General features: G+C 40.2%; 16 protein-coding genes and 1 tRNA gene. 10 read left to right on the top strand and 7 right to left on the bottom strand.

Annotated features, from left to right (window positions below; genetic code table 11):
- Positions 1 to 319 precede the first annotated feature (319 nt).
- The 5 genes from HFD97_RS09255 to HFD97_RS22350 all read left to right on the top strand — a co-directional run bounded on the left by HFD97_RS09255 (position 320) and on the right by HFD97_RS22350 (position 2,488).
- Positions 320 to 478, top strand: a complete 159-nt coding sequence (locus HFD97_RS09255) for a DUF1317 family protein (RefSeq protein ID WP_167431339.1) — start codon at positions 320 to 322, stop codon at positions 476 to 478.
- A 10-nt stretch (positions 479 to 488) separates the two neighbouring features.
- On the top strand, positions 489 to 932 hold the full coding sequence (locus HFD97_RS09250; protein ID WP_167431338.1) for a hypothetical protein: 444 nt from the start codon (positions 489 to 491) through the stop codon (positions 930 to 932).
- Complete coding sequence (locus tag HFD97_RS09245) at positions 929 to 1,333, top strand: hypothetical protein (protein WP_167431337.1); 405 nt, start codon at positions 929 to 931, stop codon at positions 1,331 to 1,333. The genes HFD97_RS09250 and HFD97_RS09245 overlap by 4 nt, the downstream gene beginning before the upstream one ends.
- A 103-nt stretch (positions 1,334 to 1,436) precedes the next feature.
- Complete coding sequence (locus tag HFD97_RS09240) at positions 1,437 to 2,258, top strand: hypothetical protein (RefSeq protein WP_167431336.1); 822 nt, start codon at positions 1,437 to 1,439, stop codon at positions 2,256 to 2,258.
- 62 nt (positions 2,259 to 2,320) lie between these two features.
- Positions 2,321 to 2,488 (top strand): helix-turn-helix transcriptional regulator, encoded by a 168-nt coding sequence (locus HFD97_RS22350; protein ID WP_369700123.1) that lies wholly within the window; start codon positions 2,321 to 2,323, stop codon positions 2,486 to 2,488.
- On the opposite strand, the gene HFD97_RS09235 is transcribed toward HFD97_RS22350, so the two are convergent.
- A complete protein-coding gene (locus HFD97_RS09235; RefSeq protein ID WP_167431335.1) occupies positions 2,472 to 3,641 on the bottom strand; it encodes a site-specific integrase in 1,170 nt (389 codons plus the stop codon). The genes HFD97_RS22350 and HFD97_RS09235 overlap by 17 nt on opposite strands.
- A 193-nt stretch (positions 3,642 to 3,834) precedes the next feature.
- Here HFD97_RS09235 and HFD97_RS09230 point away from each other — a divergent pair.
- Positions 3,835 to 3,909, top strand: a tRNA-Arg gene (locus tag HFD97_RS09230).
- Positions 3,910 to 4,088: 179 nt separating this feature from the next.
- Positions 4,089 to 5,348, top strand: coding sequence for an integrase arm-type DNA-binding domain-containing protein (locus tag HFD97_RS09225; protein WP_167431334.1), 1,260 nt, complete (start codon positions 4,089 to 4,091; stop codon positions 5,346 to 5,348).
- Positions 5,349 to 5,591: 243 nt separating this feature from the next.
- Here HFD97_RS09225 and HFD97_RS09220 read toward each other — a convergent pair whose 3' ends face one another.
- On the bottom strand, positions 5,592 to 5,987 hold the full coding sequence (locus HFD97_RS09220; protein ID WP_167431333.1) for a hypothetical protein: 396 nt from the start codon (positions 5,985 to 5,987) through the stop codon (positions 5,592 to 5,594).
- 487 nt (positions 5,988 to 6,474) lie between these two features.
- Between HFD97_RS09220 and HFD97_RS09215 the strand changes: the two genes are divergently transcribed.
- Genes HFD97_RS09215 through HFD97_RS09205 form a run of 3 tightly spaced genes read left to right on the top strand, consistent with a single transcriptional unit; the run spans position 6,475 to position 9,760 of the window.
- The gene (locus HFD97_RS09215) at positions 6,475 to 8,007 is read left to right on the top strand and encodes a recombinase family protein (protein WP_167431332.1); all 1,533 of its coding nucleotides are present in this window, start codon (positions 6,475 to 6,477) and stop codon (positions 8,005 to 8,007) included.
- The gene (locus tag HFD97_RS09210) at positions 8,008 to 8,880 is read left to right on the top strand and encodes a ParB/RepB/Spo0J family partition protein (RefSeq protein WP_167431331.1); all 873 of its coding nucleotides are present in this window, start codon (positions 8,008 to 8,010) and stop codon (positions 8,878 to 8,880) included.
- Positions 8,881 to 8,887: 7 nt separating this feature from the next.
- The gene (locus HFD97_RS09205; RefSeq protein WP_167431330.1) at positions 8,888 to 9,760 is read left to right on the top strand and encodes a plasmid partitioning protein RepB C-terminal domain-containing protein; all 873 of its coding nucleotides are present in this window, start codon (positions 8,888 to 8,890) and stop codon (positions 9,758 to 9,760) included.
- Here HFD97_RS09205 and HFD97_RS09200 read toward each other — a convergent pair.
- The 5 genes from HFD97_RS09200 to hxsD are packed head-to-tail and all read right to left on the bottom strand — an operon-like array spanning position 9,757 to position 14,781.
- Positions 9,757 to 11,364 (bottom strand): TIGR04141 family sporadically distributed protein, encoded by a 1,608-nt coding sequence (locus tag HFD97_RS09200; protein WP_167431329.1) that lies wholly within the window; start codon positions 11,362 to 11,364, stop codon positions 9,757 to 9,759. The genes HFD97_RS09205 and HFD97_RS09200 overlap by 4 nt on opposite strands.
- A gap of 19 nt (positions 11,365 to 11,383) precedes the next feature.
- Positions 11,384 to 12,016, bottom strand: coding sequence for a His-Xaa-Ser repeat protein HxsA (gene hxsA / locus HFD97_RS09195; protein ID WP_167431328.1), 633 nt, complete (start codon positions 12,014 to 12,016; stop codon positions 11,384 to 11,386).
- A complete protein-coding gene (gene hxsC / locus HFD97_RS09190) occupies positions 12,013 to 13,125 on the bottom strand; it encodes a His-Xaa-Ser system radical SAM maturase HxsC (protein ID WP_167431327.1) in 1,113 nt (370 codons plus the stop codon). Before hxsC ends, hxsA begins: the two co-directional genes overlap by 4 nt.
- Positions 13,118 to 14,512 carry a His-Xaa-Ser system radical SAM maturase HxsB gene (hxsB, locus tag HFD97_RS09185; RefSeq protein ID WP_167431326.1) on the bottom strand — a complete coding sequence of 465 codons (1,395 nt, stop codon included), beginning with the start codon at positions 14,510 to 14,512 and terminating at the stop codon, positions 13,118 to 13,120. Before hxsB ends, hxsC begins: the two co-directional genes overlap by 8 nt.
- A complete protein-coding gene (gene hxsD / locus HFD97_RS09180; protein WP_167431325.1) occupies positions 14,509 to 14,781 on the bottom strand; it encodes a His-Xaa-Ser system protein HxsD in 273 nt (90 codons plus the stop codon). The genes hxsB and hxsD overlap by 4 nt, the downstream gene beginning before the upstream one ends.
- Positions 14,782 to 14,792 lie beyond the last annotated feature (11 nt).

Raw genomic sequence — 14,792 nt, 5'->3', positions numbered from 1 at the left:
TAACTTCGACCAAACCTCGATGCGGCCAGATCGGTGCCAGGTTACGCAGTGTTCTCAACCGTTGTGGTGAATGCGGCCAGCGCGCGCGGAAGACTGACAAAGATTGCACACAGTCTAAGAGTTTCCGCTCTGGTGTTTGTCAGTCTGACCAGAGCACCGGGAGGCACCCGGCACCGCAGCAACCTTTCAAGTGTGTGGAGTAATCGGGCTGTGGGTTATTGCAGTAACCCACCAGCCAATTTAAATGAATCCCAAAAGCTTTTTATTGCCGTCACTGGCAAGGGATTCATGCAACCCAAAATCGTGTGTGGAGAATCTCATGGAAAAGCCTAACGACCATATTACCGTTGGCATTATCACCCTTCCCTACAGCCATATACTCAACGGCTGGATTATGCCTGATGGCTCAGTAGTGAATAACCCCATCAAGGCGCAGAACGAAGCTGAGCGCCTTAACAGCACCATTACCATTCACTGAGGGCGATGACATGCATCATTTCAAATCAAATAAAGAAGTCGTCGCTGCAGGCCACCAGTTCGCTAAAAACATTGGGATGGATACACCTCTCATTGAGATGGCAAAGATGGTGACTGAGCTGTCATCACGCCTCGACGTTGCTACCGTTCGCGCCAACCTGATGGCTGCAGAGGTGCTGCGTATTAATAGCGTGCTGCCTGACACCATTTCAGCACTACAGGCAGCAGACGCTGATATAACCCTGATTGATGATCTGAACGTGGCGCTTGCCACTCCAGCTTGTGATCAATGGATTCGCACCCTACGCGGTGAAGCACTTGGGGAAGCACGCCGGGCTGTAACAACGCTGGGTAACCACCAGCAGCCGGGTATCTCACATGCGATCAATATCATTTCGCAGATGGAAATGGATTTGCTCCGTTCACGCACTGTAACGCTGAAGGTGGTGTCATGAAAAAGGTTGCTCAGTATCGCCGTAGTCATGGCCCTAACGCCGGGTTTAGCGAAAAGCTGGCCTGGCAGTTATCAAAAGGCCCGGCTACGGGCCGTGAGCTGGCAGAGCGTCTCGGCATGACTCTGCGTGAGTTCAACCGCTTAATCCTCAATACCATGCAGCATGGCGGTGAAACGCTGCAGATAAAAGCGTCTGACCAGGTCTGCTTAGGTGGTGGCTCCGTCGACCGAACTTACACCCTGACCAGAAACCCGCGCCGTGTTGCTCGCGGGCAAGCTAAGCCGATGGTGATCAACCACAGCAATGACTGCTCTGAAGAAGCTAAGAAGCGTAACCGTGAAGCAGCTAAACGCCGCGCCCGTCTGATTGCCAGCGGGCTGTATGGGAGCTATTCGGGCTAAGATAAGGTAAGTGGTAGAGAAACATATGATTAGCATTCAAACGATATTAAACTCATAATTCGTTCACAAAAAATCAAATCCCTAATCTTAGAGATGTCAGTAAATGCTAAATAAAGATGTTGTACATAATATCTTATGGCTTGTTTCACTATTTAAAGCCAACCCATTAGTTTTGATTGCAGGTGGTTTCACTATTTACTTTGCAATTCAGAAGCTCACTAAAAAGGTAGCCGCCTCATATTCTGTCGCTACCAGCAATCTTTATTCCACCCACATCCCTGAGATTGTATTATCTAACAAGAGAGACAATACATTAGCCATAGCAAAAGTAGGCATGAAAGTTAATGGAAAATATAAGATAAACCTCTTGAAATGCGATTCCCCAACAGTGCTTAAGGCTTATGAAACTATTAAACTGACAATTCCAAAAGTATCTAGAATATCTCATATGGAAACTGGGGCGCCTTTTGATTTTTCAATATTTGATCATCTCATAATTGAATTAACCCTAACTGACGGGAGTATTATTTATTGCACAACTGAAAGCACCGTTAGTTCATTTATTAACAATCGTGACCTGCCTGTTGATATTGTAAAGTATGATGATGTCGTCATAACAGAGTCCTTTGGCCACCTTTTCAATTACATCATTGATGGGAAGAGAAAAAAAATGATCATAACAAAATGGGGATTCATAGAAGGTGACAATCCTTTTTACTTTAACTTTTTAGAGGAAGAAAACTTAGAACCTCATAATTTTATTTCGCTTCTAGTGGATAATGGAATGCATGAATATCTTTCAAATTACTCATTAGTTAAGTTCGACGACAACTTACAAGGAAGAACGATATTAAATAAAGCAACAGCAAATAGAAAATTAAAAGACATAGAAAATTTGAAAAATATTTACGAACAGTTTAGATAAATTTCAAAAAAAATTAATCGTTGCAGCGATTTGTGTGGAGAAAAAATATGCACCACGACTTTATGAGTGAAAAAGAAGTTATGGCCGAAATTGGCAAGGCGAGAACGGCACTCTGGCGGCTGCGTAAGCAACATGGCTTTCCTGCGCCAGTGCTAACACATCCGGCGCGGTATAGCCGCAGAGCGGTGGAGAAATGGATTTGTGATGGAGGAATTAACCGAGCTGTTTAACGTGCCAAAATATTTTATCTGCGTACAGCTCATAGGCCTTTCTTTGATCTTCCAGCCAGTCGTGTTTGTTGTACACAGCCATGACACCACCAAGTTCATGCCCCAGCATTTTCTCAGTGACATGGGGCATGATCCCTTCGCTTGATAAGTTAGTCACTAAAGAACGGCGGAAGTCGTGGGTGCGCCATTCAGGTATATCAATCGTCTCCCTCAGCTTCCGCATATACAGATTCGATGAAGAACGGTCGATGGCTTTATCAAGCTCCTGCCCCGGAAACAAAACCTTATTCCCACTGTTAAGAAGGCGCTCAACCATAGGCTTCATTTGTTCAAAGATAGGACGCCTGATGATGTTCCCCATCTTTGAATGTTCAGATGGCGTGGTCCATATCCAATCTGTGGTGTTAAATTCAGCAGCATTAGCCAGGCGAAGCTCAGACAAACGAGCACCCCAAAGCAACAGCATCTGATGCAGTAGCCTGTTGGATGTAACAATCTTGCTGTTCTCAAGCGCCAGCCAGATTTTTGCCAGCTCGCTGTAGGTCAGAACGCGATCACCAACATCAGGCTTCTTACCAATATTTTTGACACTGAGTTTTGTGATTTCACATGAGGGTATCAGCTGTCGGCTGATGCACCAGTGAATGACGGAGCGGAGTTGAAGCAACAGAACGCGGGCTTTCTTCTTGTTCAGCTTTTCTTGTTTATCAAAAAACTGCACCCAGGCTGATACAGGGATGTTAGCAACGGGCACATCCTCAAACTCGTTGTACATGGTGTTGTACACAACCGATTTGTACAGCACCTGGGTATTGTGTTTGAGGCCTTTAACGTATTTTTCCCACCAGTTATCGAGACACTCTTTCAGAGTCAGCTCACCAGTACTTCCGGCAAAATAGGTTTTTGGGTTGACCCCCTTCGTGTACAATCCACGCATCTCACCAACGGCAATGCGGGCATCTTTCAATGATGTTGAAGGGTAGCGACCGACAGTGAGACGAACAGGCTTTCCATTCCAGCGGTAGCGATGCTGAAATGTAATCGTGCCAGCCGGAGTGATGCGAACGCTCAGGCCGTCACCATCGGTTAGTTCAGCTGGTCCGTTGTAGGCTTTGCCATTGATGCTTCTTAATTTGGTGTCACTCAGCGCCACTGTGATTCCCTGTACACAATCTTTAAAAGCATTCTGTACTCAATCTGTACTCATTGGCAAGTGAACGAAGCGATGTTAAAGGCGAATAGCGGGAAACCTAGCGAAACAAAATAGAGCATAACGCTTGTAAAAAACTGAGGTTTTACGATAGGATGCGAACCGTCGGAACAACTTCAAAACTTCCGCGAACAACGTCCTCTTAGTTAAATGGATATAACGAGCCCCTCCTAAGGGCTAGTTGCAGGTTCGATTCCTGCAGGGGACACCATATGTTAGCCCGCCTAAGTATCTTAAAGTCTAGTCAACTCTTCAATTTCAAACGCTTACCTTCTTTTCGTAGCCCACTAACGTACACCGTCATATTTCAAAATCCACGCTGTTTTGTTGGTACATATGTTGGTATTTTAAGTTCGATAATGCAGATACCATCAGAAGAGGGTTTTTAGTATGGCGCTCACTGAGTTAACAGTAAGAAATACAAAGCCTTCTGATAAACCTGTCAAATTGACAGACGGTAATGGTATGCATCTTTTGATCACCACAAGTGGTTCCAAATACTGGCGTTTCCAGTATCGCTTCGCTGGCAAACAGAAAATACTCGCACTGGGTGTCTATCCTGAGGTTTCATTGTCCGAAGCCAGACGACGAAGAGATGAAGCTCGTCAGCTCGTTGCAAACCATGTAGACCCAAGTGAGAAGCGAAAAGCGCAAAAGATTGAGAGCAAGGGCTTGCTAACATTTGAGCAAGTTGCACGACAATGGCATACCAGTAACAGAACCTGGTCAGAAAGTCATAGAACAACTGTTTTGAACAGCCTTGTTTCCCATGTGTTCCCTGTCATCGGCAAACGTAATATCAGCGAGCTAAAAACTCGTGATTTGTTGGTTCCTTTGAAAAAAGCAGAAGCTTCAGGACACCATGAACTGGCTTCCCGCTTACAACAGCGCATTACGGCGGTAATGAGGTATGCCGTTCATAATGCTTTGATTGAACAGAATCCTGCAAACGACCTCGCTGGTGCTGTTGTTTCCACTAAAAGTGTTCATCGCCCTGCCCTTTCTCTGGAACGATTGCCAGAGCTTATGAATCGTTTAGAAGCGTATAAAGGAAGAGGCATTACCCAAATTGCAGTGCAGTTAACACTCCTCACCTTTGTCCGTTCGAGTGAACTGCGATTTGCTCGCTGGTCAGAAGTCGATCTCAAAAATTCACTGTGGACTATCCCCGGAAAGCGACAACCTATGAACGGGATAAAATATTCTGCAAGAGGGGCAAAAATGAAAACGCCTCATTTGGTCCCATTAAGCTCACAAGCCAAAGCACTTATGGAAGAGCTTCATACGATCAGTGGTAACAAAGAACTTATGTTCATTGGTTTTACAGGGGACGACAAACCTATCAGTGAAAACACTGTCAACAAAGCACTCAGGACGATGGGCTATGATACGAAAGTAGAAGTCTGCGGGCATGGTTTCAGGACTATGGCATGTAGTGCCCTAATCGAATCGGGATTATGGTCGAGAGATGCTGTGGAAAGACAAATGAGCCACCAGGAACGCAACAGTGTCCGGGCTGCTTACATACATAAAGCGGAGCATTTGGAAGAACGGAGGCTCATGTTGCAATGGTGGGCTGACTATCTGGAAGCTTGTAAAGAAGAAGCACAGACACCTTTTTCCTTCTCTATTCAGCATTCAGAACAGTGAATAGCAAACGATACGTATTTAATATTTTATAATCGATAACTCAATGTGGGCTGCGAATATCTATTAAGAATTTAAAGCTTCCCTTTGTAAGTTAATTAAAAAAAGGTTACTCATGAGCATATCGAAATAAATCTGATGTTTGTGGTAAGAAACTTCGCGATTCAGACCAATAACTTCAAACCAAATAAAGCCAGCAATCAATGCTTGGCTTTATATATCACAGGAAAATTATTTTTAGATAATTTATAATCTTTTCCTAAAATTATCATGCTCACCATTATCAGGATTTAATATACTACTTACCTTAAATTTTTCTTCTTTCACCCTTCTTCTGACCAGCATTTCCTCAAGGTTGCTCTCAAAATTATTATCAAACAATTCTTTTACGATCCAACGCTCAATCTCACCATTTATTTCGGTATAATAACCTGATAAATCAAAGTTATTTATTATGAACAGTGCCTTTTCAGCAAATTCAAGTTCAAAATGTTTCCAAAAAACATCGATTACTATATTCCACCCTGGAAATTCTGTGAAGTGGTCATATACTCCTCTTTCAACAAGTAATTGTGATGTAGTTTCTCCAAGCCTAACCACAACTTCTTTTATATCATCACCTGTTATTTCTTTCTTATCCATAATAAACCCCCTCTTTAATCGAAAATCATATAAACTATTAATCTGATTTTTTATAAAAGTCAAACCCACTCAATTAATTTATAACTAAAGAGAAATATTTTTTGATATTTTTACTTAATTCTTATAGTAGTCTCATCGAATATAAAGATTGATGTTTTCGCCTTTGATTTATTCAATTATCTTTATCCTCAATATCAACTAAGCAATATTATACAAAAAATATTTTTCTCCTGACTCTTTCACAATGTGGCTTTCTCATCTTTAAATCGCCCTATTATTGATTCACATTTTAAGGTGAAATTCTATGAATTCTTCTTGTTTCATACTGTCCTAACTCCCACAAACTTAAGCACTTACTCTCACATAGAAGTTGAGAGATGGACCATTTGAAAATATGCCATGAGAAAAGAAAAAAGAGTTGCAACTGACAAAGAATTGATCAATTTTTATACAAATCAATATTCCACAGTTGCACCAAGGCACTGCAATGGATAATAAAATAGAGCAAAAACAGAAAGTTAAAGTAGCACAGTATCTACGGATGTCTACAAATCTTCAGGAGTTTTCGTTAGATAACCAAGCTCAGTTCATAAAAAAATATGCTGACGACCACAATATGGAAATCTTGCATACTTACGATGATGCAGGAAAAAGCGGTGTATCAACGTCAGGGAGGCATGATTTTAACAAGTTAATCAATGACATACTCACCAAGGAAGTTAACATTGAAGCTGTACTTGTATATGATGTTAGTCGTTTTGGTCGCTTTAAAGATCCACAAGAAGGCATTTACTATAAATATCTATTAAAAATGAATAAGGTAGATGTTATCTACTGTGCTGAAAATCTTCCTGCGAATAGTGATACTGAGACATTCATACTCTCATCACTTATGTATGCTGCGGGAGCATTTAGTAAAAACCTTTCAATAAAAGTATTTGCCGGACATGTAAATCTTGTTAAGCGAGGATACTATCAAGGTGGAGTGCCTGGATACGGACTTAAAAGAAAATTACTTGATAATAATAACAAAGCAAAAATGATACTCAACAATGGTGAGAGAAAGAGTCTGCAAACAGATAGGATAGTTTTAGTGCCAGGCAGTAAAAAGGAAACAGACTTAGTAAAGAAAATATTTAACATGTTCATCTTTGAAGGATTAAATGAGTATCTCATCGCTTCAAAATTAAACCAAGAAGGATATAAATACAGCGACAGGTCGGATTGGACACGAAGCCGGATACATTCTGTGCTTATAAATAATCGCTATACTGGTAAGTATACATATAATCGAACATCTCAGAAACTTAAAACTAAAAGAGTTCACAATCCTGAAGAGGATTGGATTGAGTATAATTCCTTTTTCAAACCCATAATTTCAGAAGAAAAATTCAGGTTAGCGAAAGATATTATCGATAACCGCTCAATAAAAATGAGCAATGAAGAGATTCTTGATTTTTTAAAAAAGATCCTTTCGACTCATGGAAAAATATCAGGCTTTATCATTGATGAAGAGGATAATGGCCCATCAAGCAGTGTAGTAGCAAGCCGCTTTGGAGGACTTCTTCCAGCATATAAGCTGATAAATTACACACCCGAACGGGATTACCGCTATTTAGAAATAAACTCAGCCTTACGAATTAAACATGACAACATTGTGAATAAAATACACCAAGAAATTAATAATAGCGATGTATCTATATTAGATAACAAACTAATCACCATAAACAAAAGTTTAACCTTTTCCATAATACTGTCTCGATGTCGAAAAATGGGTTCTGGAAAATGTAGATGGATAGTTAGATTAGACAGGAGCTTAAATCCCGAAGTTAGTGTAATTGCAAGAATGAACAGCCTTAATACCGAACCTGTAGATTATTACATCCTACCTTCAATTGAAAGTTTTGAAAATGAGTTGTGTCTAAAAGAGAATAATAACCTTCTATTCGAAATGTATAGATTTGATAATATCAGGACATTCTTTGATATGCTTTCAACTGCGGAAATAGAGGTAGCCTAAATGAACGACGATCAAATTCATATGCTTGAAATATCAAAAATAAAAGTTGTAATCCCTCGTTCTCGGAACAAATTCAAACATGCTGAGATAACAGATAGTATCGACACAAGTGGATTAAGAAAGCCAATAACAGTAAGAAGGATTTCGGATAGAAAATATGAATTCGCCTTAATTTGTGGTCAAGGTAGACTTGAATCACTCACAGCTTTGGGAGAAAAGCTAATACCTGCTTTCATACTGGACATTGATGAAAACAAAGCATACATAATGAGTTTGGTTGAAAATATGGCTCGTGTAATACCAAGAGCGGGTGAGCAGTTCCAACGAATAAAAGAAATGAATGAGCAAGGTTTATCTAACAAAGAAATATCCTATTCTACTGGCCTATCATTGCACTGGATTACCAGCCTGACTATGCTAATTAGCAAAGGAGAAAACAAACTATTATCTGCTGTAGAATCAGGAAGCATTCCAATCTCGCTTGCAGTTGAAATTGCCAGAGTAGATTTCGAAGGTGGACAAGAATTACTAATTAAAGCTTTTGATGAAGGTTTAATTAAGCATAAAGATGTTGGTAAAATAAGAGATATATTGGACTCCCGAGATGAAGGTTTGAAAGGATTTCTGAACAATAGTTTCGGAGTTGCAAAGAAAAAGAAAAAACTCACTACTGATGAGCTTAAACAGATATATCAAGATAATATTTCACAGCATAGAAAAATTAAAAATAAAGCTGAATATGTTGAGAGAAACTTACTCATAGCCAGTCAAATATTTAAAGAGCTATCTGATAACGAAGAGTTTAGTAAAATCTTATACGAAGAGAATTTAAATGAAGTAGTAAAAGTTATAATGAAAAATACTTCTTGCTGAGGCCAAAATGATTAAATACTGCTTTAATGAAAAAACGGTCAGCTTTAGATTATGTGATCTTATTTATACTAAGAAACTTCCTACCAACTACAAAAGCAGCCAAAAATACATACAAATAAAGAGCACGATATCTGCACTTGGATTAGTCGAACCTATACTGGTTTACATTGATGGGGCTGATGGCACTGCAAAAATCCTTGATGGTCATCTGAGAGTTGAGGCATTAAAAGATATTGGAGAAGAAAGAGTTGCTTGTCTCGTTTCAACTGTTTACGACACTTATACTCCCAACAAAAAAGTTAATAGAATAACAATCATTCAAATTCAGAAAATGTTAAAAGAAGCTGTTCGAGTAGGAGTTCCTGAAGACATGCTCTGTTCAGCCTTGAATATAAGCTCCGATTCACTAAAAAGTAATCTATCAGTTCTTAAAGGCATATGCCCTGAGGTTATAGAGTTATTTAATGATAGAGATATACCTAAGAACACATTTATGATCTTAAAAAGAATGATTCCTTTTAGGCAAATTGAATGTGCAAACCTAATGATAAAATTTGATAATTATTCAAAGATTTTTGCTCAATCGCTTTATCACAGTTCATCACCTGAGCTTTTAAACGACAAAGGTAAACCTAACACTGATGAGAGATCTGGTAATAGAAAAGCAATTGAAAGACTTGAAAAAGAGATGGCTCAGGTCCATTTCGATACACAAAAGATAAAAGAAAACTACGGTTCCAATAGTTTGAAGCTAACGATTGTTATCTCACACATCAAAAAAATACTCGAAAACCCTAATGTTTTCCATTGGCTTCTTAGGAATAAACAAGATTACCTTAGTGAACTTACCAAGATATCTGACATTAATAAATTATCTTAGGTCTTGTTCTTTTGCGGTTTACATTGTTTCCTTTTATAAATTTCAGGATCTACATCAATTTTGCAAATCCTGACTTCGTATCCAAAATTACTGATACTCTTATAAAAGTTCTTTAAATTTATTTTTGAAAATAGAGGAAGATCTTCAGGCAAGTTTTTTTTCGTAGCTATGGCGAAGACTAATCTATATTTTTTGGCATCTGGTCGTTTTGTATGATCAATTAATTTAATATGGTCAGGAAGTTTTTCATTAAGTTTACTTCTGAACTCAATATCGCTTATAAAGAGTTCAGAACCGACATATCCTTGTGAGAAAAGATGACTCATACTTTGCGGACCACTATAATATTTCACATGAATGAAGTCTGATGCCCCATTTATTAAGTCGCAAAATTCAACTTTACTTTTACCCCCACCGTGATAAATAAATTTTTGGTCCATAAGTGTAAATGACTTGTTATCAAGACAAACTTTTTCATTGTAATCTTCTTCTTTATTATAAGAGTAGATAGGTAAATTATTTGACTCTTCATAATGTTGAATCTTTTTCAACTCATCATCGATGTTAGATACAAACTTTCTATCGGCAACATACCATATCGAGTCTCTTAAAATATAGTTTTGGTCGCCCTCTTTTATCTCAGCATAAAAGCATCTATATAGGGACCATTTTTTTATGGATTCAAAATCGGCATTCAAAACATGCAGGTAATTTTTTTTAAGATTATCAATAGTTATCTCTGTATTTTTACTGTCAAAAAAATCACAAACTTGTTCTACTGACAAGTTTTCATGTACAAATCGTTGTCTCTTCTCGAAGCAATAACCTATTTGATTTTCCCAGTCTACGATTTCAGGCTCTCCAATCCATACATCATTAAATTCTCTTGATTTTATTTTTTCAATTAAAATGAGATCCAATATTTCAATTTCTTCTTCGTCGGCTTCTTTAATATTATTAACCCACTCGAATTCTTCAGGAAGTGGTAAAAGATAAATAGAGTTTATTTTAGATAACAATTCAGGAATGGCTTTCAATTCAACATCAGGCATTACTACAAAAGCATCTTTCCCAGTTATTTTATTTCCTAAAACATCTTCAGTGGAAGTGCCTGTAAGGGTTGTGAGAATATCCATCTCAGAATCTATTTTAAGATTATATATATCGACTTCTTTACTACTTTGACTACGAGTTAGAAGATTGGTTTCGTTATGACTACCTTTATCCAGACTACGGATTTTTTTATGCTCAATACATTTAAGGGTTGTTTTCAGTCCAAAACCTTTGACAATGCTACTATCATTGATTAAATGATGACCAGTTCCAAACGGAATAAGATATCTTGTGTTATCAACCTCAACAACCAGAACTGCTCCAGTGCTACTATTCATACCGAAAAAATCGGGTTTTATGTCTACCTTTTGGCTTGTAAATAAAGTTGTCCATTCAGGTAGCACTGGGTCAGAAATTTGCTTTGCATAAAGGTATGCTCTTGCATCATCCATTTCAAATTCAATAGGTTTTTGGACTTTTTCCAAATTCAAAACCTGATCAATGTCATCAGTAATTCTTTTTGCTTTATAAATTGAAAGTTTTATCTTCATTGTATTTACTCCCAATGTCTTATCGGGCCAGTATATTTAAGGAGTTCAATAGCTGAGTGTCTAATGTTTCTCTTACTGGAGTAGGCAATCCATTCGCAACCCTATAATTCTTGATTGCTGTCCTTGTGGCTGGTCCCATACTCCCGTCAATATTACCGTTGTAAAAACCTTTATCGAGTAAGGCGAACTGCACTCTCATGATCAACCGCTTACGTTTTTCTGTATCCGAAGTCAGCCCACCACTTGCTCGGTTGGCACCTTTAGTTCCTGCTGAATTTGTTGTGGTTGTTCTATCTGTGTCATTAGAACGAAGTGAACGGACAGAGGAGGATGACGACGAACGAGTTCCTGAACTGGATGAGTCAGAGGTGCTAGGGGAGCTGTATGTTTTGGGATAGTAAGGAGTGCTTCCACCATAGTAGCCACCGCCTGATGAGGAACGGTGTGAGCTGTGGCTACGGTGAGAACTGTGACTTCTGTGTCCTGCAATGTAGAACGGCACTTCGGTGTTGAGCGGTGCTATCACCAAATCATGTTCGTTCAGAGTCATACCAGGTAAGTCACTGGCACCAGTAGATGAATCACTTGCCCAAACAGAGTTATTAAGAGCCAAAAATCCAGGAAGCAGAGCTGCGAAATTAAACTTTTTCATATTATTGGTCTCGGAGGTTGATGAAAACGGCCTTTTGATGAACTGAAATAACCAGCACAGGAAGACTTCTGAGTGCATTCATCACATTCTTTGGGATAGTAATTTTTCCAGTCAGAGATCGACTGAGTTGCAAAACCCCACGCCCTTTCAGGAAGATGGCATAGTGGGTAATTGAAGATGGTAAGAGGGATACCTGACCTGTGTGCAGTGTCCACAGCCGAAAGAATTTGTTCGCTGTAGTTGTCGTGCTCTATGAAGATTGATGACCAGTTCTTACGGGCCCATCCAATCGACTCTAACCCCATCAGGGAGATTTGGTTAATGTTCGAGAACACACGACCAGCAAACTCTACTATGTCATCAAGCTCGCTGTAGTTTGCCTGAGTAGGGATGACTCTCAGTTCGATGTTGATACCTGAGTTACCAGCATTGATCAGTCCTCTGACTGTTTCATCAAATGCTCCCTCACTTCCGACCAGGTAGTCGTGCACGGATGCTCTTGAAGAATAAAGTGGAATGCCAAAAGTGATTTTGATCTTATCGCTTCGTTCTTTCATCTGCTGGGTAAAGCTGACATCCGCAAACTTGCGTCCATTGGTTAGAACATGCAGTGCTGTGTCAGGAGAGTTTTCTATTATGAAGTCCAGAAAATGCAGAAAGTCTTCGTCATAGAGCAAAGGCTCTCCCCCGCTCACTCCCACTACTCCATTCAGAGAGAAGGAAGCGATAGCAAGAGCTGACTGGTTGAGAAGCCAGTCATCGTTTCCAGCTTTAGGAGGCTGAGAACAAAACAGGCAACTATTGTTGCACCTTTCAGTCACAAGGACAGTGTTGTGGTTTGCTCTACGGGACAGTATCACCCGGAGCATGTTGCCGTTGTTGACGATCCCAATGTCCCCATCTTCTATGGAATCGAAAATTTCCTGGCTCACAACCGAGTCTGCAAAATATGCAGGCAGTCTGGAGTCGAGTTGTGTTGCAGTGACAAGCAAATTTGGCAGATAGAATTGAGGATTCTCGGGCTTGGTTTTGCACAGGCGATAGAAGCCTTGCTGAACTGGTAAGTCTGATGAAAACCGGAAAATATCGTTTCTCAGCACCTCAGACATAAGCCCACCTTTTGAGCATCTCAGCCATTGGTCCATCCTGAGAGATTTCATTCAGTAGGAAGCGGAACATCCCTTTGTGATACTGGCAGAAGGTTGACCGACTCTTGTCACCAACAGGTTCGCCATGAACACTGATGTTCTGACACGGATCTGCTCCACAGAAAGGCTGATATGCGCAGGTTTCACAACCTGGCATGGCAAAGTTGAATGATGATGAGAGAGCGGAACGGTAGTATTCGTTACTACTGAATGAGAGTGAAGCAAACTCTCCTGCACTGAAATCTGCTTCGGGATTTACTTTCTGTAGCATACGGCTTTCGTCGCTACCGTAGACCTTGCCGTCATAGTTAAACAGGATGCAGTTCAGCACGACTCCACTTGGTGATTTCAGATCTGCATAACCACTGAAGCCTGGATTGAAAATTCTCTTTAGATGGATTGAGGCCGAATGCTCAACGACAGGTATACCCTTCTGGTTTTGAAGCAACACTTCCTGCATTAACTTTTTATAAAACTCAAAATATTCAGGCATTGAAAAAGTGAAGCTCTGCTTCTGAGCAAATCCATAGGGACTAACGGGCCTGATAAACATGTCAGTGAGACCAAGAGACAAATGGGCATCCACTATGGAAGCTGGTTCTTTTGTTAGCTCTTTAGTCACTGTGGTGACCGTTGCTACACGATTTGCTCCCAGCTCTTCTGTGATTTTTCTAATGCCCGTGACTGCTTTATTGTGAGCCTGAGAGTCTGTGAGGATACGGTTTTTATTGTGGACGGCTTCATTACCATCAAGAGAGACAGAAAAGGTGATATTCCGTTCTTTAACCCAAGAGAGGATGCTTTCATCGAGTATTGAGAGACTCGTGGCAATAACCATTTCGAAAGCATCGCTACCTAAGGAACTCACACACTCTTCATAAATTGACTGGACGAGATCGAACCTGAGAAGCGGTTCTCCTCCCTGCACTTCTATCTTATACGGCGGAGTGCCAAGTTTCTTAATAGTGCTGACGATTTGCGGTATCAGTATAGGGTTGAGGTCATAACCATCAGCAGTGACCGATGCTCTACTGACCTGGCAATACTTGCAGGTGTGATCGCACCTGAGAGTCGGCACAATCATAAAGATTGGTCTGACGGCCAGTTCGTTCATCAGTCGCTTGGCAAAGGCAGAACTCAGTGAGGCTTTTGAAACTGCCTGAGTTGCATCGTCAGCAATGAACAATCGGCTTTCAAGTAGCTTCGAGGTTGTTTGTTCTGGAGGAAATTTGTTATCAGCAAGAAGATGTAGCTCTTCGTGATCGACGAAGCTGTGAAAGCCAGCAAAATTGCTGATGAAGACTTTGCCATTGCTCAGGCGGTCAAAGTTGAATGGCATAGTGTTCATTGAGAGAGTCTCGAATCAATACTCCTCAGAACATTGTCGATGATAGAAGCCCTGACTTGGCCGGTTTGTGCCTGAAGCTTATCCCTGAGCTTGTAATCATTCAGCAATCGCTCAAACTCGAACTCAACCTCGTCGTTCCAATCTTCGAACGAGACGAGCCAGTGCTCATCGTCTTCATCAAGCTTCCAACGAGCGACAGTGCTCATCCAGTAGAGGCTGTTTCGGAGCACCCATTCAGAATACATTGTTTTTGATATGTTTTTTTGCATAACATTATCAT

It is taken from the genome of Pantoea sp. EKM103V (assembly GCF_011800365.1).
Lineage (GTDB): Bacteria > Pseudomonadota > Gammaproteobacteria > Enterobacterales > Enterobacteriaceae > Pantoea > Pantoea anthophila.
Note: the sequence above shows the minus strand (reverse complement) of the source record. Positions and strands in the feature narration are given on the sequence as shown.

What these genes read in the sequence shown, in the direction of transcription:
- HFD97_RS09250 (WP_167431338.1), top strand. Translation starts at nt 489, where the DNA reads ATGCATCATTTCAAATCAAATAAAGAAGTCGTCGCTGCAGGCCACCAG.
- hxsD (WP_167431325.1), bottom strand. Translation starts at nt 14,781, where the DNA reads ATGCAAAAAAACATATCAAAAACAATGTATTCTGAATGGGTGCTCCGA.
- HFD97_RS09205 (WP_167431330.1), top strand. Translation starts at nt 8,888, where the DNA reads ATGATTAAATACTGCTTTAATGAAAAAACGGTCAGCTTTAGATTATGT.
- hxsB (WP_167431326.1), bottom strand. Translation starts at nt 14,512, where the DNA reads ATGAACACTATGCCATTCAACTTTGACCGCCTGAGCAATGGCAAAGTC.
- HFD97_RS09220 (WP_167431333.1), bottom strand. Translation starts at nt 5,987, where the DNA reads ATGGATAAGAAAGAAATAACAGGTGATGATATAAAAGAAGTTGTGGTT.
- HFD97_RS09255 (WP_167431339.1), top strand. Translation starts at nt 320, where the DNA reads ATGGAAAAGCCTAACGACCATATTACCGTTGGCATTATCACCCTTCCC.
- HFD97_RS09225 (WP_167431334.1), top strand. Translation starts at nt 4,089, where the DNA reads ATGGCGCTCACTGAGTTAACAGTAAGAAATACAAAGCCTTCTGATAAA.
- HFD97_RS09245 (WP_167431337.1), top strand. Translation starts at nt 929, where the DNA reads ATGAAAAAGGTTGCTCAGTATCGCCGTAGTCATGGCCCTAACGCCGGG.
- HFD97_RS22350 (WP_369700123.1), top strand. Translation starts at nt 2,321, where the DNA reads ATGAGTGAAAAAGAAGTTATGGCCGAAATTGGCAAGGCGAGAACGGCA.
- HFD97_RS09240 (WP_167431336.1), top strand. Translation starts at nt 1,437, where the DNA reads ATGCTAAATAAAGATGTTGTACATAATATCTTATGGCTTGTTTCACTA.
- HFD97_RS09210 (WP_167431331.1), top strand. Translation starts at nt 8,008, where the DNA reads ATGAACGACGATCAAATTCATATGCTTGAAATATCAAAAATAAAAGTT.
- hxsC (WP_167431327.1), bottom strand. Translation starts at nt 13,125, where the DNA reads ATGTCTGAGGTGCTGAGAAACGATATTTTCCGGTTTTCATCAGACTTA.
- hxsA (WP_167431328.1), bottom strand. Translation starts at nt 12,016, where the DNA reads ATGAAAAAGTTTAATTTCGCAGCTCTGCTTCCTGGATTTTTGGCTCTT.
- HFD97_RS09215 (WP_167431332.1), top strand. Translation starts at nt 6,475, where the DNA reads ATGGATAATAAAATAGAGCAAAAACAGAAAGTTAAAGTAGCACAGTAT.
- HFD97_RS09200 (WP_167431329.1), bottom strand. Translation starts at nt 11,364, where the DNA reads ATGAAGATAAAACTTTCAATTTATAAAGCAAAAAGAATTACTGATGAC.